Annotated in this window: 21 protein-coding genes; 6 read left to right on the forward strand and 15 right to left on the reverse strand. The window is 55.5% G+C overall.

Annotation, left to right across the window (positions count from 1 at the left end):
* Positions 1–4 precede the first annotated feature (4 nt).
* Genes AWR26_RS11200 through tssB form a run of 13 tightly spaced genes read right to left on the reverse strand, consistent with a single transcriptional unit; the run spans position 5 to position 12,265 of the window.
* On the reverse strand, positions 5–625 hold the full coding sequence (locus AWR26_RS11200) for a DotU family type IV/VI secretion system protein (RefSeq protein WP_064565849.1): 621 nt from the start codon (positions 623–625) through the stop codon (positions 5–7).
* Entirely contained in the window at positions 622–1,983 is a 1,362-nt protein-coding gene (gene tssK, locus AWR26_RS11205; protein ID WP_064565851.1) for a type VI secretion system baseplate subunit TssK, read from the reverse strand. Before tssK ends, AWR26_RS11200 begins: the two co-directional genes overlap by 4 nt.
* A gap of 1 nt (position 1,984) precedes the next feature.
* On the reverse strand, positions 1,985–2,614 hold the full coding sequence (gene tssJ / locus AWR26_RS11210; RefSeq protein WP_064565853.1) for a type VI secretion system lipoprotein TssJ: 630 nt from the start codon (positions 2,612–2,614) through the stop codon (positions 1,985–1,987).
* Positions 2,614–3,666, reverse strand: coding sequence for a type VI secretion system protein TssA (gene tssA, locus AWR26_RS11215; protein WP_064565855.1), 1,053 nt, complete (start codon positions 3,664–3,666; stop codon positions 2,614–2,616). The genes tssJ and tssA overlap by 1 nt, the downstream gene beginning before the upstream one ends.
* A gap of 6 nt (positions 3,667–3,672) precedes the next feature.
* Positions 3,673–3,972 (reverse strand): PAAR domain-containing protein, encoded by a 300-nt coding sequence (locus AWR26_RS11220; RefSeq protein ID WP_043953333.1) that lies wholly within the window; start codon positions 3,970–3,972, stop codon positions 3,673–3,675.
* Complete coding sequence (locus AWR26_RS11225) at positions 3,972–4,418, reverse strand: DUF6931 family protein (protein WP_064565857.1); 447 nt, start codon at positions 4,416–4,418, stop codon at positions 3,972–3,974. The genes AWR26_RS11220 and AWR26_RS11225 overlap by 1 nt, the downstream gene beginning before the upstream one ends.
* Before the next feature lie 10 nt (positions 4,419–4,428).
* Positions 4,429–6,567, reverse strand: coding sequence for a type VI secretion system Vgr family protein (locus AWR26_RS11230; RefSeq protein ID WP_064565859.1), 2,139 nt, complete (start codon positions 6,565–6,567; stop codon positions 4,429–4,431).
* 12 nt (positions 6,568–6,579) lie between these two features.
* On the reverse strand, positions 6,580–7,521 hold the full coding sequence (gene tssG, locus AWR26_RS11235) for a type VI secretion system baseplate subunit TssG (protein ID WP_064565861.1): 942 nt from the start codon (positions 7,519–7,521) through the stop codon (positions 6,580–6,582).
* Complete coding sequence (tssF, locus tag AWR26_RS11240) at positions 7,512–9,311, reverse strand: type VI secretion system baseplate subunit TssF (RefSeq protein ID WP_064565863.1); 1,800 nt, start codon at positions 9,309–9,311, stop codon at positions 7,512–7,514. Before tssF ends, tssG begins: the two co-directional genes overlap by 10 nt.
* Complete coding sequence (locus AWR26_RS11245) at positions 9,304–9,726, reverse strand: GPW/gp25 family protein (protein ID WP_064565865.1); 423 nt, start codon at positions 9,724–9,726, stop codon at positions 9,304–9,306. Before AWR26_RS11245 ends, tssF begins: the two co-directional genes overlap by 8 nt.
* A gap of 50 nt (positions 9,727–9,776) precedes the next feature.
* Complete coding sequence (locus AWR26_RS11250) at positions 9,777–10,259, reverse strand: Hcp family type VI secretion system effector (RefSeq protein ID WP_064565867.1); 483 nt, start codon at positions 10,257–10,259, stop codon at positions 9,777–9,779.
* A 39-nt stretch (positions 10,260–10,298) separates the two neighbouring features.
* Complete coding sequence (gene tssC / locus AWR26_RS11255) at positions 10,299–11,780, reverse strand: type VI secretion system contractile sheath large subunit (protein WP_064565869.1); 1,482 nt, start codon at positions 11,778–11,780, stop codon at positions 10,299–10,301.
* 2 nt (positions 11,781–11,782) lie between these two features.
* Complete coding sequence (gene tssB / locus AWR26_RS11260) at positions 11,783–12,265, reverse strand: type VI secretion system contractile sheath small subunit (RefSeq protein ID WP_007371760.1); 483 nt, start codon at positions 12,263–12,265, stop codon at positions 11,783–11,785.
* A 554-nt stretch (positions 12,266–12,819) separates the two neighbouring features.
* Here tssB and AWR26_RS11265 point away from each other — a divergent pair.
* The 5 genes from AWR26_RS11265 to AWR26_RS11285 all read left to right on the forward strand — a co-directional run bounded on the left by AWR26_RS11265 (position 12,820) and on the right by AWR26_RS11285 (position 18,497).
* Complete coding sequence (locus AWR26_RS11265; RefSeq protein WP_064565871.1) at positions 12,820–13,275, forward strand: MarR family transcriptional regulator; 456 nt, start codon at positions 12,820–12,822, stop codon at positions 13,273–13,275.
* A 22-nt stretch (positions 13,276–13,297) separates the two neighbouring features.
* Positions 13,298–14,476 (forward strand): efflux RND transporter periplasmic adaptor subunit, encoded by a 1,179-nt coding sequence (locus AWR26_RS11270; RefSeq protein ID WP_064565872.1) that lies wholly within the window; start codon positions 13,298–13,300, stop codon positions 14,474–14,476.
* A gap of 10 nt (positions 14,477–14,486) precedes the next feature.
* On the forward strand, positions 14,487–16,025 hold the full coding sequence (locus AWR26_RS11275) for a DHA2 family efflux MFS transporter permease subunit (RefSeq protein ID WP_064565874.1): 1,539 nt from the start codon (positions 14,487–14,489) through the stop codon (positions 16,023–16,025).
* 147 nt (positions 16,026–16,172) lie between these two features.
* Positions 16,173–17,408 (forward strand): MFS transporter, encoded by a 1,236-nt coding sequence (locus AWR26_RS11280; RefSeq protein WP_007371764.1) that lies wholly within the window; start codon positions 16,173–16,175, stop codon positions 17,406–17,408.
* A 75-nt stretch (positions 17,409–17,483) separates the two neighbouring features.
* Positions 17,484–18,497, forward strand: a complete 1,014-nt coding sequence (locus AWR26_RS11285; RefSeq protein WP_244256245.1) for an alpha/beta fold hydrolase — start codon at positions 17,484–17,486, stop codon at positions 18,495–18,497.
* Here the strand turns inward: AWR26_RS11285 and AWR26_RS11290 are convergent, their stop codons facing one another.
* A complete protein-coding gene (locus AWR26_RS11290) occupies positions 18,498–21,206 on the reverse strand; it encodes a LuxR C-terminal-related transcriptional regulator (protein WP_064565876.1) in 2,709 nt (902 codons plus the stop codon).
* A gap of 174 nt (positions 21,207–21,380) precedes the next feature.
* On the opposite strand from AWR26_RS11290, the gene AWR26_RS11295 reads away from it, so the two are divergent.
* The gene (locus AWR26_RS11295; RefSeq protein ID WP_064565878.1) at positions 21,381–22,160 is read left to right on the forward strand and encodes an acetoin reductase; all 780 of its coding nucleotides are present in this window, start codon (positions 21,381–21,383) and stop codon (positions 22,158–22,160) included.
* Between the two features lie 25 nt (positions 22,161–22,185).
* On the opposite strand, the gene AWR26_RS11300 is transcribed toward AWR26_RS11295, so the two are convergent.
* Positions 22,186–23,571 carry a diguanylate cyclase gene (locus AWR26_RS11300; RefSeq protein WP_064565880.1) on the reverse strand — a complete coding sequence of 462 codons (1,386 nt, stop codon included), beginning with the start codon at positions 23,569–23,571 and terminating at the stop codon, positions 22,186–22,188.
* Between the last annotated feature and the right edge of the window lie 99 nt (positions 23,572–23,670).

Genomic DNA, 23,670 nt, shown 5'->3' on the forward strand with positions numbered 1-23,670 from the left:
GAGGTCAGTTTGTGTAGTGATAAAGAAGCAAAAGTAAAAATCCGTACAGCAGCAACAGAGTCACGGTTGTCCGCAGTAGCAGGCGTTTATGCAGCGGCGTGGCGATGGTTTGTCCGCATGTCGCGGGCGTGATCGCGCTGTCGTTTGGCCAGCTTAGCCATGACGCAGGCAAGCACAGCGCACGCTGCTCTGTAATGATCTCCTGCAACGGCTCGTCATCTTCGGGCGTGCTGTACTGACCGTGAAAACCATTTTGCAGACAGAAGAGAAAGACCTTTCTCGCCTGATGCCAGGCAGGCTCAAGCTGCGCCAGACAGGTAAAAAATCGCTCTCCGGCGACGGTGATATTCAGATACTTACGCTGCAATAATTCACTCTGCCAGCGCTCGCGCCACGGCAAGGAGGAACAGAGCACCGTTTCATCGATCCAGGCGATAACCGCAAACTGCGCGGCCGCTTTCTCCTCTTCGCTGGCATCCTGTCGGCCGGCTCGTTGCATTGCCTGTTCCAGCCGGACAAGGCACCCTTGCCGCGCGTCGGCGTAATCGGTAAACGATGTTGGCTCTGCAATCATCTCCAGTACTTGCCTGAAGACGGGCAGATAGCTATCAAGAAGCTCGCTCATGACACCCCCATAAAGACGGCCTGGACTTGCAGATCGTCGGGCGCATCATCCCAATAAAACGCCAGGCTCTGCTCCTGGTCGATCTTCTTCCACAGCTCATCCTGTTGGTTCAGTTGGTAATAGACCGCGTTTTTGCTCTGCGGCACGCCACGCGGAGCGGGATTCAGCGCCGTAGCGGCAATCCCCGGCAGCGCATGTTGAATCAGCTTACCGATCGCCGAACCCGGTGCCACTTTGAAACCGCTGCTCTCGGTTGTGCCGGGGAGTTGCTGCTCTGAACGCAGCCGCAGCAACACGCTGTCGCCCTGTTGTCCGCCGAGTGACGACAAATCGCCGATAAAGATGCGTTGGCTGGTCGGCACGAAGGTGATCCAGACGTTATCTTCCAGCGCCAGGTTATTGAGCAGTGAAAGCAGAAGGGTTTTCGCGCTGGCGAAACAGGCGTAAAGGTCATAGTGGTCATACGGCAACAGGCGCATCGTCTCACCGGCCCATTCACCATTAAATGAACAGCGATCGCTGAAACTGGAGAGTTCGCCAATCAGTTGCGCCAGCAGACCGTAAACAGGCCACGGATGCATGCCCGGCGTACGACAGTAGTGGTGCAGCAACGGCAGAACCCGGTTAAGCGAGCGCATCACCAACAGTTGCGTCATATCGCCGCGCTGGGCGGTATTGCTCTGTTCCGGGCGTTTGTACTCCTCGAGTTTATAGGCGCGGTTTGCCAGCTCGGCATACAGACCGTCCAGCAGATTTTTCAGCACCGGCGTGCTGCCAAGGCTGACCAGTGGAGGACAAAAACTGGCGTCAGGGATCACCCGATCGGTGTCATAGCGCAGCCGCAGAAGGGGAATAAATTCACAATCCACCACCGCCTCTTTCTCGCTGTCGGTGAGGATCTGTACGTTATAAAGAATGCGTGAGACGCTGCACTCCGGCCCGTCGAAGTAGACATCTTTCATTACGCCTTCTTCCGGTGCTTTAAACCAACGGCTGTTTGGCGAGTCACCGACATTCACATGGCCTGGGTCGAAACGGCGCAGCGCCAGCCATAGGGTTAACGGTTTCTCCAGTTGTTTCCATGCCTGGCGAAATTGTCGCGGCTGCAGGCTACAGTTGCCGGGAAACTCCAGATAATCCCCGGAAGGTAACAGCGCCTTCAGGTGTTCAATTTTTAGCGTGAAATCAACCAACGTTTCCGGGTTAAACACCAACTCAATCAGCCCAACATTCCACGGCTGCGCCAGTTGGCGATGGCGTGACAGCATGTAGTGATGATGCAGATCGACAGACTGCAAATGTTGCGGCTGTAGATAAACACCCGAATACCAGTAAATCTGCTGAAGTTCTGGGTACATATCAGCTTCCTTGCCTGGCAGGGGAGGATGCAGGCGCGGGCGTCGCATTTTGCAGGCGCAGCGGTTCGCGTTCCGCGCCGGTAAACTGCGTCATGCTGTTGCTACCGAGATGAAGGGATAGCGTTACCGGCGCCAGTTGTGCATGCCAGCGCGGCGTCCACCAGCCGGAACTTTCGGTGGTGACGGGAATGCGGATAAGCGCCATATGTTGCTTTTGCGGGAACGGGTAATAACCGGCAACCACTGCGAGGTAACGGGTATTCTCGCTGCGATCGATATGCAGCGTTGTGCGCTGTCCCGGCATGGCGGCATAGCGGTCAACTTTTAAGATCTCATCCTGCGCGCCCGCGGCACTGAACAGGCTCTTTAAAGCGAAAGGGTTAGAGAGCAGTTTGCTTAGCGTATTGGCTTGTTGCGCCTGGATAACCAGTAACGTGCAGCTATTGGCGATGCCATGTACCGCATTCAAATCCGGGTCGGTTTGAATCGCCAACGTGATGGCGCCCTGGGCAAAAGGCGCGGCAACCTGGTCAATGGCCTGCTGTTTCGTGGCGGGCGCGGGGTTTTCCTCTGCACACCCGCTAAGCAGCGCAGCGCAAAAAGCAATGATAAGGGTATGTTTTCCCGGCATTATTGGCTCTGTCCTGTTAATACATTATGAATGGCATGCAGGCTGGTATCGTCGGTAAGCATCTCTTCCAGCCATTCGGTCAGCGTCATATTTGCCCAGCGGGCGGCGCGATCCATCAGAAACGGCACCGGGCTGGAGGGTTCGGTTTGGCGAAACCACGCGCCGATAGCCAGCATTTGGCTGATGGCTAACTCACGGTTCATCACCTGTGAGGTGGCGAAGGGCGACGTTGTGGTCAGCGGTGCGTCTTCTGCGCTGTCAGCAGGCGCATCGGCAGGGAGGGGCATTGCCCGTTGCGCCAGGCGTTGCAGATAGTCGGTGATTTCCGCCAGGGTCTGGCGAATCAGCACAAAAACGTCACCCTCCTGGTCCTCACTCAACGAGGCATAACATGCCTCGCATTGCCGTAGCGCAGCGGCCAGTTGTTCCGTCAGCGCAAGCTGCTGGCTGATGTCATGGGCAGAAAATTGCGTCGCCAGCCGATCGAAACTGCTCATCGACAGATCGCCTTTCTGCGCTATCAACTCCTCGCGGCTTTCCGGGTGGCTGGTAATTTTTTGTTCGAACGCCTGAATCTCCCGCCAGGTCGCCAGCGAAGTCATCTCTTGCGCCAGCAACGGCTGGCGAAAAAGCTGCATACTGATGTCGCGATCGAGGCGCGACAGTCGGCTACGGCGCGCTAAAACGCCATCTTCCTCAAGCGAAGGCCAGCACTGAAACCAGAACTGTTGCAGGAAGGCGCAAAGAAAATCGATGCCCGAGCACAGCCCGGCAAGCCCCTGCAAATGGCAGCGCGATTCCACAAGCCAGCACGCCAGTTGCAGATCTTTGCTCTGCTCCGTAAGGGCTTTTTCACTCAGCGTCCGCACTTTATTCCAGTCCGCTTTGCGGGGTTCGCTTACCGACCAGTCGCCTTCGGGCAAGTAGTCCGGGTCGCTTTCACGCGCGCTGCGGATGGTGTCAAACAGCAGTTCATATTCCAGATTTTCCCCGGCAGGATTTTCCGGGCTAATTGGCGCCAGTAGTGGCGCGATATCGGCAACAAAGGTCATGTTCACTTATCCGATCAGAACTTTGGGGCACCCGGCGACAATGACGCCGCCATGCGCACAGCTATCGCCCATGCGTGCGGCCGGTTTTTTGCCGATCAGCACTTTGACACTGCCCATCACGATGCTGTCGACAGGCCCGACGCAGGTCGCCATTGAACCGACGGTCGCGGCGGGAAGACCGCCAATCAGCACCGTAGGGACGCCGGGCGGCATGATGGGCCCGCCGACATGCGGGATTGGCGGAACGCCGGGCGTCACCATCGGGCAGGTATGCATATCAGAAACACGGGCCGCAGGCTGAGCCATCACAGACCTCCGTCAGCAATGTGGGAAAACAGCAGGCGCACGCCCTCCGTCGGAGACTCCGAGAGCTGGCAGGCTGACATTACCAGCGCACAATTCAGGATTTGCTGGCTCAGTTGCGGATCGGGATAAACCGGCTCGAGATCCGGCGGGCTCATACTTCCCTGCGACCAGAACAGCGACAACGCAAGGGCACCTGCCGGCGTGTTAAAACCCAGCTCCTTCGCCTGTTCAAAAATGCGCCAGCGCAGCATCTCGTCGGGTTGACGGCCGTAGCGGGCGATATCATCCAGCAGCGGCAGCGCATCCGTGCTGGCAAAACGCCGAAGCAGGGCGGTCAATTGGCTGACGACCGTTTTGAAGTCATACTGCTGGCGCCACTGTTGCAGCGCTTCTTCCCAATTGCCGCATGCAAGCTGTTGATGGTGGGATAATTCAACGGATGCCATGGTGCTCTCCTTAGCCGATGTTAATAATGCCGCCTGAAACCTGCGTCATCCCGCTGCCGGACACCGTGGCCATTGCGCCTTTAAGCTCTGCCGTGGCTTTCGCTTCAAGGGTGAGCAGGGTGCCGTTAATCGTAATGCCGCTGGGCGAGAGGCTGATTTTGTTGCTGCCCACTTTCAGTTCGATGCCTTGCGTGGATTCGAAGGTCAGCGCTTTATCGGTTTTGATACCGCCGCTGCCGCCGCTCACGCTAAGCATGTAGTTGCCACTCTTCAGCTCGGTGGTGTTATTGCCCGCCACGCTGAGCTTGTAGTTACCGTCTTTCACTTCGGTGGTGGTATTACCGGCGACGCTGAGTTTGTATTCGCCGTCTTTCACTTCGGTGGTGGTATTACCGGCGACGCTGAGTTTGTACTCGCCGTCTTTCACTTCGGTGGTGGCATTACCGGTCACGCTGAGGGTGTAATCACCGTCCTTTACCTCTGCGCTGGCATTGCCCGTCACGCGCTGTTGCCAGTTGCCTTTTTCCAGCGTGACGCTCATATCGCCTTCTTTCAGCACTAAGAGATCGTTGCCTTTGGTCAACTCGGTGCTGCGGTTGGCGGCGATGGTGCTGGTGGCATCATTTTTCACCGTCAGCGCGAGATCCTTTTGCGCAATGATGGTCAGCAACTCTTCGCCTTTTTTATCGTTGAAACTCAGGCGATGGCCCTCATCGACGCTGCCTTTGGGCGTGCTGCGCGACACAAAACCGCTCTCGTTTTTCCCGGCGGGAAGGGCGAAGGGCGGCTTATTCTGCCCGTTATGCACCGTGCCGATGACCACCGGGAAATCGGGATGTCCCTGCACAAAGCTGACCAACACTTCACAGCCGACGCGTGGAAGAAACTGCGCACCGAAATTCGCGCCGCTCCACGGCTGTACCACCTGCACCCAGCAGGAGCAGGTATCGTCATTGGGGTTTTCTTTGTCCCACGGGAAGTGGATCTTGATGCGGCCATATTCATCGGCGTGGATCTCTTCTGAAGCCGGCCCGACAACGGTTGCCGTCAGCACGCCTGGGATCTCCGGCAGCGGATGGTTAGCGGCTGGCACCCACGGCTGATCGTTCGCTACCGCCTGCAACTGGCAAAAGCAGGCACTGCTGTTGTCGTCAAAGTTATTAACCGCTTCAAGATCCAGGCGCTGGATGTTGTACGCTTTGTCGCCGGAAGGATGGCCGCTCAGCGTGAAGATTTCGCCGCAACTCAACCAGTGCGCATTCGCCGTCGCGGCAAAGTGGCGAATATTGGCTTCTTTCGCCGCCATCACCGTTTGCGCCTGGCGGGTGATCAACTCGCGTTCACCCTGTGGCGTGATATCGGTAAACGTCACGGAGGAGATGGATTTATCAGCACTGCGGGCGCTTTTCAGATCATCAATCGCGGCGGTTTGCGGCATATTGAAGCCCTGAATCGCCACGCTTGCTGGCAGCAACGCCACGCTGGCTTCCCAGCTATCGATCGTGCCGCCGGTGATGATTTCCCCCTGATGGTGCCAGGCGAGTTTCTCTCCGCCAATGGGGGTATGGCTGGCGGGATGATCGGCCAGCACTAAGGTATGGCCCGCTGCGCTGTGGCGGAAAAAGTAGTAGATCCCTTCTTCCTGTAAAATCCGCTGGATAAAACGTAATGCCGACTCACGATACTGCACGCAGTACTCTCGCTTCGGGTACGTGCCATGCAACTGCACCTCGACATCATTGATGCCGTAACTTTTGAGCAGGGTACTGACCAGATCCGGCACGCTGGTGTTTTGCCAGATGCGCATCATGCGCCCCATGTGCAGCAGCGAAAGTGTTGGTTCGAGCGTGAAAATACATTCCACCTCATCCCCGGTGCGTTGCGCATAACGAATGCGGGTTACAACGCCGTGCAGATGACGCTGCGGTAGCGACTGACTGCCGTCGCCGATGCGACAGGAGACCGCTTCGCCATGCCAGCGTGCCAGATCGGCCTCCTTCAGTTTGGTCAGCGAACGCAGTTCGTATTGATACGGCGAGGAGAGTGATTCCTGTCCGCGAAGTGAGACCAGCAGCAGCGAATCGGCGAGGTCGCCGTTCCAGCCGATAAAGTGGTGTTGTTGCTCTTTGCTTTTTTCAATAATCGACATACCTAATCCTGTTTAAAAGGCCGGGGCAGGTTTCTGCACCTTATGCAGATAAGTCCCCGCGCTGCTGCCAAGACAAAAATCCACGCCTAAAGCGTGCATTCCCAGTGGGCTGGAACCGGGAGAAGAACGGCTGATCAGTAAGGAAACCGAGAAGTCCATTACCGGGCCGACGTAATCGCGGATACGCGCCCAGAGATCCTGCCAGGCTGCGCCCTGCGGAATAAAACGGCGGGAAGACTCGGCGGACATCGGGCCGAGCAAGACATCAAAATGCGCATGTACCTCCCGCCGCGCGGCACCCAGCATTGGCGCGGTTTCCAGCCTGTGTTGAGGATTGCCGAGCTGGCAGCGCTCCTCATCGCTCACGCTGCGCCAGCCGCCGGTAAACGGGATCACCTGCGCCGGGACAGCAAAAAGCTGACTCAGCCAGCGCTCCAGGTTGACCATTGAACGCACGGGCGCGGCAAATAACGCGGCGTGGTTCACCATTGCCGGGACGGGCGCTTCATTCGTCAGGCCGGTAAGCGCAAGGATGGCCATATTGAGCGGCGAGGAATCTGTCGATTCAGCGAGTGCGTATAAATGGTTTTTTTGCCAGGCGAGATAATCCAGGCAGTAGAGCCGGTGGCCAAAGAGATCGAAAAATGCTTTGGCGCTGCCGTCGCTGTAGCGGTACTGGCGTTCAATCAGCCACTCGGTGTACACCGAAGGCAGTGCGCCCATCGCACCGGTCAGACCATGATGAAACGCCGTCACCGTAAGCGGCTCACCGGGCGCTGGCTGGGACAGCGACTCCACGTCACCCTCCGGCGCATTCAGCGAAAGGGTTGACGTCAGATGCAGCGCTTCATCCAGTAACGTTTCATCGGTTTTTTTGCCATCGCGTAGCCCGCGCAGCAGCAGGCGAATTTGCTGATAGAAATTGAATTTACTGATAAGCGGAATCAAAGCCATGACAGCCTCCCGGCGCGCACCGGCCACTGGTGCAGCGTTTCGGCTTCCTGCTCGATACAGGTGGCGAGCCGGATAAAGCTATTGACCGGGGCGTACAGCGCCAGCAGGCGATCCAGCAACGAGCAGAACAGGTAATAGTCAGGCTCATTCAGCGCCTGGTGGCGAAATGTCATCAGCACGTTGATGCCACGGGCCAGCGAGTGCGGATCGTTTTTGACCAGCCTGCGGGTAACCGGCTGGCACTCCAGCGACTGGATCAACGTAAAGAGGGGCGTCTTACCTGGCTGCACATCACGGTTATAGAGCGCCAGCATCTCTGCCAGCTGCTGTGCGCCGCGTTCACCCGCCAGCAATTGATGATTGAGGGACAATTGCGCCAGAAAACGCCAGCGTTGTGCGCTCTTTTCCGGGGGATTAAGCGGACGCGTCGGATGGGTGAGGGCAATGGTTTTCAGCGCGGCAACGGCGGCGTCGGCGTCAAAATCGCCGTCGGGATGACCATACTGCAACTGATGCGGCAGCGAATGGTTGCTGCACCGCATGGTGATGGTCACCACTTCAGCGATCGGCGCAGCCGGGCCGGGCTGGCTTTTACTGAAAGCAATAAAACAGGTTGGCTCCACGCCGCGCGGGCCATGCACTTCCCGGTGGGTGCTCTGCCAGCACAGCCCGGTGTTGTCGGTATTGTCCGCGTGCAGGTGGCTTTCAAGCAGTGAACGCACCGGCCAGTGATCAATGCGCCCTTCGCTTTTACGCTGCACGGTAACGGTATCGATTGACCAGACACTAATCAGCCCCGGATAGCGGTTATCCGGAATAACCGGATGCTCGACGGTGGCATCATTAAGCGTGAGCGGTTCTGCACGCTGCGTAAACAAATTAACGGCGGGAGAACAGAACAGGCGGAAAAAGCTGGCATCGACAATATCCGCCATTTTTTCCAGTTTTTTTGTCAAGCGGTTGCGCCTGATAACAGCCTGAATTTCAAAAGTTTCATTACCGCTGGCGGTAAAACCTTCCGGCAATTGCAGGTCAATAAAAGAGAATTTCTGCGGAAAATAAAAATAATCCAGCAGCAGAATATGGATTGGCGCAATGCGGGGATCCCGCGTAAGCAGCGCATCTTCCACCTCAAAACCCACCGGGGCGATTGCCGTGGTGGGCAGCGCGATGCTGCTTTCGCCCTGCGAAAGGCCAAGGCTCTGAAGTTCAGAACAGAGCACCGTATAAAGCAGGTTGACCGCATTGTCCTGGCCGTGCAGATAGAGGCGGATCTTTTCGGCCCCGATCGCACCGCCCGGCCAGACGCGAAACTGCAGGCGTAACTTCCAGTTCAGAATATCGCTGTCAAAATGCAGCCTTGCCGTCTCGATGCTGAGCGGCAGTAGCGTTACCGGGTAGATGGTTTGAAACTGGCAGGGCAGCGGGGCGCTGTTGCGAGTAAACAGTGCGGTTCCCGGCGCAAGAATATTTTTGCCGCTGATGCCGCTGCGCGCGGGATCGGGCTCCATCATCACAATGCAGGTTGATGGCAGCGGACGCAGGAACTGGGGAGCCAGTGAAGCAATGAGCGCCTCGACCACTTCAGGCATATCCTCATCCAGCCGCTGATGAATACGCGATGTTAATAAGGCAAAAGATTCAATCAACCGGCTGACATGCGGATCGGCGGATTCCCCCTCGATCATGCCAAGCCGACGGGCTATTTTCGGAAAGCGTTCAGCGAAAACGCGGCCATGCTTTTTTAAGAAGTTCAGTTCCTTCTGATAATAAGAAAGTAAACTATTCATCGAAATAAAATACTCCCGTATCGTCATTCCAGATAAGCTGAATGGTTAATCGCTTCTGTAAGTAATTTGCCTGGACGTTAAATTGAATTTCGTCCGGCTTATCCTGCTTGCTGGTAATGGAAACCTGCGTTAACCGTGGCTCAAAACGGGCAATCGCGGTTTTCAGCCGATGTTCCATAATATTACGCCGCGGCAGCAATTCATCGATTTGCTGGAATGACTCATCAATACCAAAGTTCAACACCGATGTATTAATAAGGGGAATCTCCTCAATGCCGGGATAACGCGCGCGGGAGCTTAATAACATTTTTAATTCTTTCAGCAAATCGTGATGCGTAAGCGCTTCGCAGTGATAATCATCCTCTTCACGAAGAGGGTGGTTATCACTGAGGGTGGAGAGTAATGAATATATCATTCCTGCGCTTCCTGGATAAAACCGGCCGCCGGGGCAGCCGGTACGCGCTATTATTTAAGCGCTTTTGTCGGAATGTCGTATGTAATCGGGCCAATTTTATCGAGGCCAGTTCCAGCAGCATTCGGTACATTAATGGTGAGGGTAACTTCACCTTCAAAGACGAATGTGAGATCCATAAATAAATCGTCACGCATTTCGTAACGAAGGCTCTGGATCTTACAATCAGTGTAGGTGATACGCTGAATTTCATAGTTCGCAGAGAACTCGTCAGAGCCGCGGTGTACAACCGTGATAGTGATATTTTTATAACCGCGTTTTAAATACTGCTCAAAAAAGTTGCTGCTTTCCTTGGTGACTAATAAGGAAATGTGAGTTGAATCAAAATAGGTACCGTCAGGGCCGGAGTAGGTGGTGATGCCCATCGGAGCATACCCTTCGATCCAGTCTTTATAAGCACTTTCCGTTGAGGCGCCTTTTACGGGTTTGTTGTCAATTTTAATTTCGATGAATTGACAGTCCTGGAGTTTAGCCATATCTAATCCTTTATTAATAATGAAACAATGAAAAATAAATTACGCACCGGCAGCAGACGGTAAATCGGCTACAAGGCGTAAAGACATACTTAAACCCTCAAGTTGGAAATGAGGTTTTAACCATGCGATTGCGCGATAGGTTCCAGGAAAACCAGGAACTTCAACGACGTCAATTTGGGCTTCACGAAGTGGGAAACGCGCTTTTGTTTCCGGGCCTGCGTTATCGGAGGCCACGACATATTGCATAATCCACTTCTGTAAATATTCTTCGCACTCGCTGCGCGACATAAAACTGCCGACCTTATCGCGAACGATGGATTTCAAATAATGGGCAAACCGCGACGTGGCCAGAATGTATGGCAACTGGCTCGACAAGCGCGCATTCGCATTCGCCTGGTCAGAGTTATATAAACGCGGTTTGTTGGCTGACTGAACAGCAAAAAACGCCGCATAGTCGGTTCCTTTGCAATGCACCAGCGGAATAAAGCCGAGATCGGAAAGCTCTTTTTCCCGGCGATCTGAAATAGCGACCTGCGTAGGGCATTGCATGGTCCTTTCACCGCTGATTGAGGTGTAGTTATACGCCGGTAATGATTGCACCAGGCCACCCCCTTCGACGCCGCGAATGGAGGCGCACCAGCCATACTCTTCAAAGGATTCAACGATCTTGCCTGCCAGCTCCCAGGCGGAATTCATCCACAGATAATCGCTGCCGCTTTCGTTTTCATTGATCTGTTCTTCGAAGCAAAAGGTTTCCGCCGGGATGGTTTTACTGCCGTAGGGCATACGTCCCAGCACGCGGGGTAATGTGAGGCCAATATACCGGCTATCATCGTTCTGGCGGAATGAACGCCAGCGCGCGTAATCCGTGGTCTCAAATAATTTCGCCAGATCCCGTGGGCGAGGCAGTTCGGAAAAATCCTGCATCGACAGCATGCCCGGCGCAATAGCGCTCAGGAAAGGGGCGTGGGCCGCAGCCGCGACATGGGAAATCTGTTCCAGCAAATTAATATCTTGTGGCGTGTTATCAAATTCGAAATCGCCAATAAAAGACGAAAATGGCGTACCGCCAAAAGTACCGTATTCGCTTTCATAGACGCATTTAAACAACATTGACTGATCGAAATCGCTGGCCGATTTAAAATCTTTTATCAATTCTTGTTTAGTACATTGCAGAACGCGGATTTGCGTATTTTCCGTTACGCTGGTTTGCACCAGTTTATGCAGACCACGCCATGACGACTCTTTTTTCTGAAATTCAGGGGCATGAATAATTAAACTTACCTGACTGGAAAGCAGTTCATCAATGGCTGAAATTCGCTGTTCGATGCTGCCAATCAGATCGCTGGAAACAGTCACTGTTCCTGCCGTCACTTCGGCGAGAAAATTATTAAGCTGTGTTTTCATCCGGTCGCGATCTGATTCACGACGAATTGCTTTTGTATTATCGATTACCTGATTGAGAAAATCATCGCTGAATGTTGTTTCAGCAACAGTGCCTACAGCCAGTTCACTATCCATTTTTATTCCTCTGCCGGGTTATCTGTCTGCTCTGTTTGTTTATTCTGCTGCATTGCTATTTCTGCCAGTTGCGTTTTTAAACGCTCATTACTGGCGGCGCGATTACGCAAATCTGATAATTGTTCACGCAATTCCATCAATTTGCGCAGCGGTTCAACTTGTTGAACAATATTATCTGGAGAAAAATCATCCATATTCTGGAAGGTTAATGACACGGCCATTTTTCCTTCCTGATCGGGCAATGCGCTATCGACTAAAAATTCCGCGACCGGTTTCATCGACGACATGATTTCGTTGAAATTATCTTTATCAACGTGCAGGAATTTACGATCGCGCAGTTCAGTTTCGGTATTGGTGAAATCGCCCATAACGCCAAGAACTAAAGGTAATTCTTTTGCCGTCTGGGCATCACCAATCTCGACATCATAGGTTATTTGTACCCGCGGCGGACGGGCTTTATCTAATTTGTGTTGAGTGTTGCTCATGTTTTCCTCCAAATAATGACGTATAGCTTAATTAACCATGCAATTAAGCTGTCACTGGTGCTGTGCTCAAACATACGCTGATAAGTTACTTCAGGTTGTAGTTTGCTGCTATATTTATGCTCTTAATTAAGAGCGAATGGGAATATTCAAGAAATAAGTTTCCTGAATAATATTTGAGGTATTTTTTATACAATGGAGCTAAAGCTTATTATTGTTTGCAGTATGCGTATTACATTATCACAAATTGAGCGATCGGCACTGTTTTTAATTTTGTTTATGGAGAAACATAATATATGTAATTCAACGAAGAATTTTAAATAACTGTTCCAATTACAGAGAGAAATAATCACCCTGGCTATTAAACCGTTATTACGCTTGCTGCCTTATTTGATGGTCTTGCCTGGCCGATGTCAGAGGTATGAGTGTGAAAACCTCGGCGTAGCAGGCTCTCCGCCGCCGACGGACTGACAAAATGTGCGCTTAACTTGACAATCCGTTGACAGTTAGTTGCCTGGTCAGTAGTTTCAATTGTAATTACTGACCAGGCAAACATCATGACGGACACAACGGATACCCCCATTCCCAAACTGCATCTTGGCTTACTGATTCATCTGGCGAATCAGTTTAAAGACCAGCTTATTAGTCAGTATTTTTCGTCGGCGGATATCACCGCCGCGCAGTTCAAGGTGCTGATCAGTATCTACAAAGGTTTTAACAGCCCGGTTGAAGTGAGCAAAAACTTGCTGATGGATGCCGGAGCAATGAGCCGCATGTTGGAACGAATGGTGAAACGCGATCTGATCGTGCGCAACACCAATCCGGAAGATAAACGCCAGGTGATCCTGGCTCTGACCGAAAAAGGGCAGCAAATCTGCGAACGTTTCCAGAATGAGGCGCTGGCCTCGATTCTCAGTTCGCTGACCAGCCGCCTGACATCCGAAGAGTCCCGATTGCTGGTCGAACTGCTGATAAAAATGTTGCCGGACGAGGCAACTCGCCCACATCGCTAAGTTGTCCAATAAGGTATTTACGATGCAAACTTCATCTGCACAAGCCGAACGCGCGCCCAGCAAACGTAAGCGCAACTTCGCTATTCTGTTCCTCATTCTGTTGGCGATCGCCGCAGGATGTCTGGCCTGGTACTTTTTGTATGCCCGCTATTACGAAACGACCGATGACGCTTATGTCAATGCCAACCTGGTGACGCTGACGCCGCAAATCGCCGGTACCGTCACGCAAGTTGCCGTTGATGAAGGTGATTACGTAGAAAAAGGGCAGCCGCTGGTGCTGCTCGATCCAAGCGATACAGAAATCGCCCTGCAACAGGCGGAAGCCAACCTTGCCAGCACCGTGCGCCAGGTGCGCGGGCTTTACAGCACCGCCGATAACTATCGCGCACAGGTCGCAGCGAAACAGGTGACGCTGCAAACTGCGCAAAATGACTATGCGCGGCGGCAAAAGATCTTTGCCAGCGGAGCGATTGCCGCTGAAGATCTGGCGCATTACCGCGATGCGGTGACCACTGCGAAAAGCGATTTGGCGGCGGCGCAACAGGCGTTAACCACCAATCTGGCGATGGTCGATGACACGGTGATCGACAGCCATCCGGAAATCAAAAGCGCGGTCGCCACGCTGCGCCAGCGCTACCTCGACAATGCCCGTAGCACCATTGTTGCGCCGGTGAGCGGCTTTGTTGCCAAACGCGCGGTGCAGCTCGGCATGCGGGTTGATTCCGGCACTACGTTGATGTCGATTGTGCCGCTGGATCAGGTCTGGGTGGATGCCAACTTTAAAGAGAGCCAGATGGAGACCATGCGGCTGGGGCAGAAAGTGACGCTGACCGCCGATCTCTATGGCGATAACGTTGAATACCACGGGGTCATTGAGAGCCTTGGTATTGGTACCGGCAGCGCCTTCTCGCTGCTGCCCGCGCAGAACGCCAGCGGTAACTGGATCAAAATTGTCCAGCGTCTGCCGGTGCGCATCACCCTCGATCCGCACGATATGCAGAAACACCCGCTGCGTGTTGGGCTGTCGATGTTTGCCCGCGTGGATATCCGTGATACGGGCGGTCACCTGCTGCCGCAACAGACCGTTGCCGCGCCGCGCTTCACCACCGACGTGTACCAGAACGCGCTGCAAAATGCCGATCAACTGGTGGCGAAAATTCTTCATGACAACAGCCAGGCGGTAGCGTCCAGCGCCCGCTAAGAGAGACGTTATGCAAGATAAGTCGGCGTTTACGCCTCCCAGCCTGCTGCTGGCGACGATTGCGCTGTCGCTGGCAACGTTTATGCAGGTGCTGGATACCACCATCGCCAACGTGGCGCTGCCGACCATCGCCGGTAATCTCGGCGTCAGCTCGGATCAGGGCACCTGGGTGATTACCTCGTTTGCGGTGTGCAACGCCATTGCGCTGCCGCTGACCGGCTGGTTCACCCGACGCTTCGGCCAGCTCAGGCTGTTTGTCGGTTCGGTGGCGCTCTTTACCCTGACCTCGTTCCTTTGCGGCTTTGCCCACAGCATGACCGAGCTGATTATTTTCCGCGCCCTGCAGGGCTTTTTCGCCGGGCCGATGTTCCCGATGTGCCAGACGCTCTTGCTGGTCATCTTCCCGACCAGCAAACGCAGTATGGCGCTGGCGCTGCTGTCGATGGTGACCGTCGTGGCGCCGATTGTCGGGCCGATCACCGGTGGCTGGATAACCGATAACTACTCATGGCCGTGGATTTTTTACATCAACGTGCCGATCGGGATTTTTGCCGCCATTACCGTCTGGAGCCAGCTTCGCGCCAGGGAAGAGACCACCACCACTGCGCCGATTGATTACATTGGCATTGCACTGCTGGTTCTCGGCGTTGGGCTGTTGCAGGTGGTGCTCGACAAAGGCAACGATCTTGACTGGTTCAACGCGCCGGAAATCATCGTCATGTCAGTTATCTCGGCGATTGCGCTGGTGTCGTTTGTGATTTGGGAACTGGGGGAAAACCACCCGATTGTGAACCTGCGGCTGTTTAAGGATCGTAACTTCGCCATCGGTACGGCAACGCTGACGCTCGGCTATGCGGCGTTTTTCGCCATTAACATTATTCTGCCGCAGTGGCTGCAAACCCAGATGGGCTACACCGCCATCTGGGCCGGGCTGGCCGCAGCGCCAATGGGCTTTTTGCCGCTGCTGCTGACGGCGTTTATCGGCCGCTATGCGCACAAAGTGGATCTGCGAATCCTGGCCACGCTGTCGTTTATGACGATGGGCATCTCGTGCCTGCTGCGCGCGCAGTTCAACACCAGCGTCGATTTTCGCACCATTGCCGAAGTGCAGATGTTTATGGGCATCGGCGTAGCGTTCTTCTTTATGCCGATCACCACCATTGTGCTGTCGAATTTGAACGGTGCTGAAGTGGCGGAAGGCTCCGGGCTGGCGACCTTTTTCCGCGTGCTCGGCGGTTCCTTCGCCTCGTCGCTCACCACCTGGATTTGGTCGCGACGTGAGGTTTATCACCATGCTAACCTCACCGAGAGCGTCACCACCTATAACCCGGCGGCAATGGATTACCTGCATAAGATGGGCGGTGTGACGCAGCAGCACCTTGCGGCCGTGGATAAAACCATCGAACAGCAGGCCTATATGATGTCAACCATCGACTATTTCTGGCTGTTAGGCTGGGGTTTTATGGTGCTGATGGTGTTGATTTGGTTTGCCCGCCCGCCGTTTGTGCGATCCGGCGTGTCTGGCGCGCCGCCTGCGGCAGGGCATTAATAGAGTACCCAAATGATTCGAGTTGCCGGACAAAACGTTTTTCCGTGTTGAACAGGCCCCGAAGAGGGAAGGCATCAGGGATGCGCCGAACAGGAAAGCCAACGCACCTGCAACTTGAAATATGACGGGAATAAGATGAGATAAACTATGGCACCCGTATTACCCGGCAGTGATGGTCGTTTATTGCAGCACCGTTCGTTTGTGGCGTTCTGGCTGGCGCGAACCAGTTCCAGCTTTGGTTTTCAGATGTTATCCATCATTGTCGGCTGGCAGATCTATTCCCAGACGCAAAGCGCCTTCTGGCTGGGGATGATTGGTCTGGTGCAGTTCGTTCCTTCGGTCACGCTGGCGCTGCCTGCCGGGCATATCGCTGACCAGTTTGATCGGCGCCGCGTGGTGCTGATCGGCCAGATTTGCGAATGGCTGGCGATTGCGGCGCTGGCCTGGCTGACGTGGCAAGGCGACGCCAGCGTCTGGGTGATCCTGCTGCTGATTTTTATTATCTCCTGCGCCAAAACCGTCGAATCACCGTCGATGATTTCGATGCTGCCGGCGCTGGTTCCGGCCTCGATTTTACCCCGCGCCACCGCCGCCAATGCGGTTTCCGGCCAGGCGGCGCAGATTGTCGGCCCGGCGCTGGGCGGTTTTCTTTATGCGGCGGGCGCGGATGTGGTGTACACCGCCACGGCGGGGTTGTATCTGGTGTCGCTTCTTTTGGTGAGCACGCTGCGCTATGAACAGGCGCAGCCGAAACGCACCCCGGCCACGCTTTCATCGCTGTTCGCCGGGGTGAATTTCATCCGCAATCGCCCGGATGTGCTCGGCGTAATCTCCCTCGATCTGTTTGCCGTATTATTGGGCGGGGCGACGGCGCTGCTGCCCATTTTCGCTCACGATGTCCTGCATACCGGTCCGCTGGGGCTGGGTTTGCTACGCAGCGCGCCTGCGGTCGGGGCGCTGCTGGTGGGCTTCTGGCTTAGCCACCGAACGCTTACGCGCAACGTTGGCATGATCATGTTTATGAGCGTCGCCGGGTTTGGCGTGGCGACGCTGGTGTTTGCCTTTTCAAACCTGATGTGGCTGTCGCTGCTGGCGCTGTTCGCCCTCGGCGGCTGCGATATGGTGAGCATGGTGATCCGCGGTTCGCTGGTGCAACTGGATACCCCGGATGAGATGCGCGGGCGGGTCAATGCGGTTAACTCGATCTTTATCAACACCTCGAACCAGCTTGGCGAATTTGAATCCGGGATGCTCGCTGCGTGGCTCGGCGCGGTGCCCGCTGCGGCGTTGGGCGGTATCGGCACGCTGTTGGTGGTGGCGCTATGGATGAAGATGTTCCCTGGCCTGCGGCACCGCCAGCGGCTGGAGAGCAACGCAGCATAGCCGGGCGCATTTGCCCACGCCGGGCGAAAGCAGGCTATGCTTTCTTTTTTGCTCTCTATTCAAGGAGGAACACTCATGCAATCTGGAATGAAAAAATGTCTGCCGCTGATGCTGCTCGCGGCGCTGTATACCGGGTCTGCCAGCGCGGACGACACACCGTCGTACGGCGCGCAACTGGAAGGTTTTGCCTATCCATATCCTAAGCAAACGTTCGCTTTTACCTCGCAAGGCGAGAAGCTACAAATGGGCTATATGGATGTTGCGCCGGTCGGCAAAAGCAACGGCAGGGCGGTGGTGCTGCTGCACGGCAAGAATTTCTGCGGCGCTACCTGGGAGAGCACGATCGCGGCGCTGAGCCAGCAGGGTTACCGGGTTATCGCGCCGGATCAGGTCGGTTTTTGCACCTCCAGCAAGCCCGCGCATTATCAGTACACTTTTCAGCAATTAGCCGACAATACCCACGCTTTACTGCAAAGACTGGGGATTTCCCGTGCGGTGATCGTCGGCCATTCCACCGGGGGAATGCTGGCGACGCGCTATGCGTTGATGTATCCGCAAGCCGTTGAACAACTGGTGCTGGTGAACCCGATCGGTCTGGAAGACTGGAAAGCGCTCGGCGTGCCGTATCGCACGGTGGACCAATGGTACCAGCGGGAGCTGAAACTCTCGGCGGCGAGTATCCGCGAATATGAACTGAAAACTTACTACGTCGGGCGCTGGAAAGCGGAATACGAGCGCTGGGTGACGATGCTGGCAGGGTTGAATAAAGGGCCGGGGCATGAGCGGGTGGCATGGAACTCGGCGCTGATCTACGACATGATTTTCACTCAGCCAGTGTTCTATGAGTTTAAGGATCTGCAAACGCCAACCACGTTAATGATCGGCACGGCGGATACCACGGCCATTGGCAGCGACATTGCGTCACCGGCGGTGAAAGCGAAGCTGGGCCACTATGCACAGCTCGGTAAAGCAACGGCGAAAGCGATTCCCGGCGCGAAGCTGATTGAGTTTGACGGGCTGGGCCACGCGCCGCAGATGGAAGAGCCGACGCGTTTTAATCAGACGCTGCTGGAAGCCCTTCGCCAGTAGTCAGCGTAACAGTTGCTGTTTACGTGCCTGATTGACCGCCTGAATGCGCCCCTTCACCTGCAACTTTTCATAGAGCTGTTTCAGGTGCCATTTGACGGTTTCTACAGAAATCCCCAGCGAGCGGGCGATCTGTTTGTTGGAATGGCCATCAGCAATTAAGCACAACGTTTGCTGTTCGCGCTCCGTTAACCGCAGGCCTGCGGTTACGGAGGCGGGCAGCATCGTGCTTAGCTGGTTAAGCAGCGTGCGGATAACTGCATCCTGCGCGGGCTGCTTACTCAGGTGAGCCAGCCACAAGGCGAGATCCGGGCCGAGGTCTTGCAGGCTGCGGCGCAGATTTTTCGCCACCGCGCTTTGCAGCGCCGGTAAACCCACCCCGGCCGCCTGGGCGATGTCTCCGCCGCGGAACAGGGCAATGGCTTCCAGCAAGCGCCAGCGCACAGCACTCAGCCATTCGCCGCACTCCTCAAGCGCCTCTACCTGCGCGTGCAGTAACCTTGCCGCCGCCAGCGGTTCGCCGTTTGCCATCAGTATCCGACACTGGCTGATGGCGCTGTACCTGTCGATAAGCGTTTGTTGATGAGGGTCCGCCGCGCGAATCCGCAGCAACTGTGCCAGCGCAGTTTCGGCGGCATCGTGATGACCCGCCAGCAGATAAAGCGCCAGCCGCTCAGCGAGCAGAAAAGCGCGGATGCGCAACCAGCCGCGCCGCTCAGCCAGTTGTTCAGCATGCTGTAACAGCGCCTGCGCTTCGAGGGGCTGGTTGTTTTGCTGCGCATGACGTGCCAGTACACGGTAGCAACTGCTCAGACCGTCCGGCGGGCAGACGTCATCAATGGTTTGCCGCCGCAGGGTCAACAGCGCTTCGATATGCTCATCGCTTCCTCGTTCCCAGGCGATTTCTGCCAGCACCGGTGCCAGCGTTGCGCTGCTGCTGGAATTGGTGCCGGTATGCAGTTGCGCATGACACAACGCGCGGGAAGCCAACTGCTCAGCCTGCGTTAAATCCCCCTGGCGCAGACAGGCCTGCGCCATCACGAAAGCGCGATAAACCTCCACAAACAGATTGCGCTGGGGCGCTTGCGCAATGGCGATACGCTGATGAACAGCCAGTGCCTGCTGCGGGCGTGAAGCGACAAGGTAGCCGTAGCTAAGAATATTGCACACCAGGCCATCTACCCAGATATCGCCGCAGGGCACCGCCTGCAACAGCGGCTCCACAATCGCGAGACTGGCGGCAATATTTTCGGCGAAGGCTTCGCAAATCGCCCGCACCACGCGTAATTTGATGCGGGCAGGGTGGGCCAGCGCCGGGTTTTTTGCCGCCAGTGCGTCAAGCTCATCCAGCAGTTGGCGCGCATCGTCAAACCGGAAATAGTGCGCCAGCGCCCATGCGAGATTGATTTGCAGTTCGATACGCGCGGGTGTCACGTCCGCAGGCAGATAGCGCATCCAGCGCACCATGGTATCGATATCGCCCTCTTCAGCCAGCGATTGCGCCCCGGCAACCGCATGAGGGGTCATCGGTTTACCGGCAGCGAGCGTATGGCGGATGGCTTCAGCCCACAGTTGCTGGGCGGCAAACCAGGTGCTGGCTCGTTCATGCAGCACATTCACGGCTTCCAGCCCATGGCGTTGTAAACGCGTTAATAATGCATCGCGCATGAGTGGGTGGTAACGAAACCAGAATCCCTCGTCATCAAGGGTGGAGAGAAACAGGTTGCGCCCGGCTATCCAGGCGAGCATCTCCTCACCGTTATGCAGACCGGTTACGGCATCACACAATGCCGGATGGAGACGATTAAGCAGAGACGTTTGCAGCAGAAAATCAAACACGTCAGCCGGTAGCGGGGCAAAGACCACCTCATCCAGATAGCGCGAAACTGACCGGGAACTGGCCCGCAGGCTTCCCTCGTTATCGGTGTGACCGTGCGGGGCAAGCGCGGCCATTTTCATGCCTGCAATCCAGCCTTCAGTGACCGAAATCAGGCGGTGAAGCGTCTCTTTTTTTACCGATGTTGCGGTGGTCGCGGAAAACCACGCGTGCGCTTCATCGTGGGTAAAGCGCAGCGCGTCATCATCGATCTCCAGCAGTTGATCCTCGATTTGCAGGCGGCTGAGCGCCCATGGCGGCGGACAACGGCTGCCTAACACCAGATGCAGGCAGGCGGGCGCATGGGCCAACAGCCAGCTTATCCCGGCATGGATCTCCGGGTGCTGAATGTTCTGGTAATCATCAAGAATGAGGTACAGCGGGCGCGGCTGCGTGTGCAACAGGTTAACGAGCGTGGCGCAGAAGTGGGCTAAATCATTCGCGAGTTCGCCGCCAGGCACCGGAGATAGTGGCGTTTTTTCCTGCTGGCTGAGCGGGCGTAACGCCTCCTGCACGTAACGCATAAACAGCAGCGGCGAGTTGTCATCCTCTTCCAGGCTCAGCCAGGCGATGCTGTCGCCCCGCTGTTGGCGGCGATGATACCACTGCGCCAGCAGCGTCGTTTTGCCAAACCCGGCGGCAGCGCGCACCAGCGTCAGGTTACGGGAAGAAGCGCCATCAAGCTGCTGTAACAGCCGCTCACGCTGCACTAATGTGCCCGGCGAGCGCGGCGGCGTGAGCTTGGTGAGGATCAGCGGTAACGCGCGGGCGAAACGGAACGGTTCATCGTGCGTCTCCACTGCGGGTAGATCCCTGGTTGAGGATAAAAACGCCATGTCTCCCTCTCTCGCCCTGTGCTTGCCCCCCCATCAGAGGGGGTAGGCCATCTCTGTTCGTGTCTATAGAGTAAATAACCATCCACCGCCGATGTATAGTCAGGCCTTTTTGCCCATCAGACTGTGCGCCAGCGGGCAGAATAACCGTTAATCAGGATGAGGTAAGTAGAGATTATGGCTATCGAAAATAAAGTTGCTCTGGTCACCGGCGCGGGTCAGGGAATTGGCCGGGGTATTGCCTTGCGTCTGGCAAAGGATGGCGCGTCGCTGATGCTGGTTGATGTTAAGCGCGAAGGGCTGGACGCGGTTGCCGCAGAGATCAAAGCGCTGGGACGTCAGGTTGCCACTTTCGTGGCGGATATTGCCGATCGCGAGCAGGTGTATGAGGCCGTCAACCAGGCGGAAAGAGAGCTTGGCGGCTTCGATATCATCGTCAACAACGCGGGTATCGCGCAGGTGCAGGCACTGGCGGATGTGACGCCGGAAGAAGTTGATCGCATTATGCGGATCAACGTGCAGGGAACGCTGTGGGGCATCCAGGCGGCGGCGAAGAAATTTATCGACCGTAAACAGAAAGGGAAAATTATCAATGCCTGTTCTATTGCCGGGCATGATGGTTTTGCGCTGCTCGGCATCTACTCCGCAACGAAATTTGCTGTTCGCGCGCTGACGCAAACGGCGGCGAAAGAGTACGCCAGCCGTGGGATCACGGTGAACGCTTATTGCCCGGGGATTGTCGGCACGGGGATGTGGACGGAAATCGATAGGCGCTTCTCAGAAATCACCGGCGCCGCGATTGGCGAAACCTGGAACAAATACGTCGGCGGCATCGCGCTTGGCCGCCCCGAAACGCCGGATGATGTCGCAAGCCTGGTCTCTTATCTGGCTGGCCCGGATTCCGATTATGTCACCGGGCAGTCAATCCTGATTGATGGCGGTATTGTTTACCGTTAAGTCAGAGAGCCGGAACGGGTGATACTCAGTTCCGGCTCGCTTCCAGCCGGTTGCGCCCATGGCTTTTAGCCACGTACAGCGCGCGGTCCGCTTTCTCAATTAACCGTTTGTAATCCGGGTGATAATCAAATTCAGCAAGGCCGATGCTGACGGTGACGGAAATGGGCTTACCGGGTGCGACTTCAATCGCCAGCCCGGCGATTTTTGCGCGTAAGGTTTCCAGCATAATGGAGGCCTGCGACAGATCCGATTCCACCAGCAGCACCATAAACTCCTCGCCGCCATAGCGGAACACATAATCGCTGCTGCGGAAGTGGTCAAAAATCGCCGTCGCCACGCTTTTCAGCGTCATATCGCCCGCGTTGTGGCCGAAGCTGTCATTGATTTTCTTGAAATAATCAATGTCGATCATCGCCAGCACAAAGGGTTTACGCACATTCAGCGCCAGCGAAATTTCCCGCCGCATAATGGTCGGAATAAAGCGGCGGTTAAACAGTTGCGTCAGCGGATCTTTGCCGTTCTCCAGCTCCACCTGCGCATCAAACATCGCCAGAAGAAGACGATGGATCTGTCCGGTAAGCTGCCGGATGGCCTGTAACAGGCTCAGGCGCGACTCCTCCGTCTGTTTTTCGCTGGCCCGCATCCGCGCCAGCCGATCGTCCGCCTGTTTAATCAGCTCATCAATGCTGGCCAGCATCTCCGGATTACCCAGCAAATAACGGCCCTTATGCGCCAGCCACATGCCGAATTCCGACGCCGACAAGGTGATAATGTCCGCCGCCGGTAAGCCGGTAGCGATATTGTAGATAAACTGATTTTCCCAACTGGTCAGCGCGTTGATCTGCCGTTCTCGTTCAACGTTCACGTCATCATAAATGGATAACAGGCGATACTGCTCCTGCGCCCGCATGGAGTTTTGATAGCCCGGCGACCAGGAAACTGTCATCGCTTCGATGGCGGTATCCATCGCCAGGCTACTGAAACAGATAGCGTCGTTGAGCAGCGAAGCAGGAATGGTTTCTTTGGCCTGAAGCAGACGATAAAGCTCATTCTTGAGTTTGCGCGCGCCGCGCGCCACCAGATCCAGCGGTAAGCCAATGCGCGCATGCACAATGCCGATGGCCCGCTGATTCTCTAGCAGTTGCGGCAGATCTTCACCAGCACTGCCGAGCACGCTGCGTAACCAGTGGAACATACTGTGGCTAAGCCGCGAATTGACCTGATCGGTATTTAAAAACAGTTCACTTTCAGAATGTGAAAGCATGTAGTCATAAAAAGCGGTCACCAGATGACGGATTTCCTCATCGCTGAGTGCCGTCAAAATGTCGTGAACCTGCGGTGAAGTCTGGTTAAGCAGATCCTGCCACTCGCTGAGCAGCAACGTATTATCACTGTGTTCAACCTGTTCCATGTGTATGCCAACCATTAATATTGATGATGTATGGCGCAAATAGTACGGGCAGGCACCGGGGCAAGGTCAAGCAAAAAGCGGTCCGGCGATGCGCTGATT

The organism is Kosakonia oryzae, assembly GCF_001658025.2.
GTDB lineage: Bacteria > Pseudomonadota > Gammaproteobacteria > Enterobacterales > Enterobacteriaceae > Kosakonia > Kosakonia oryzae.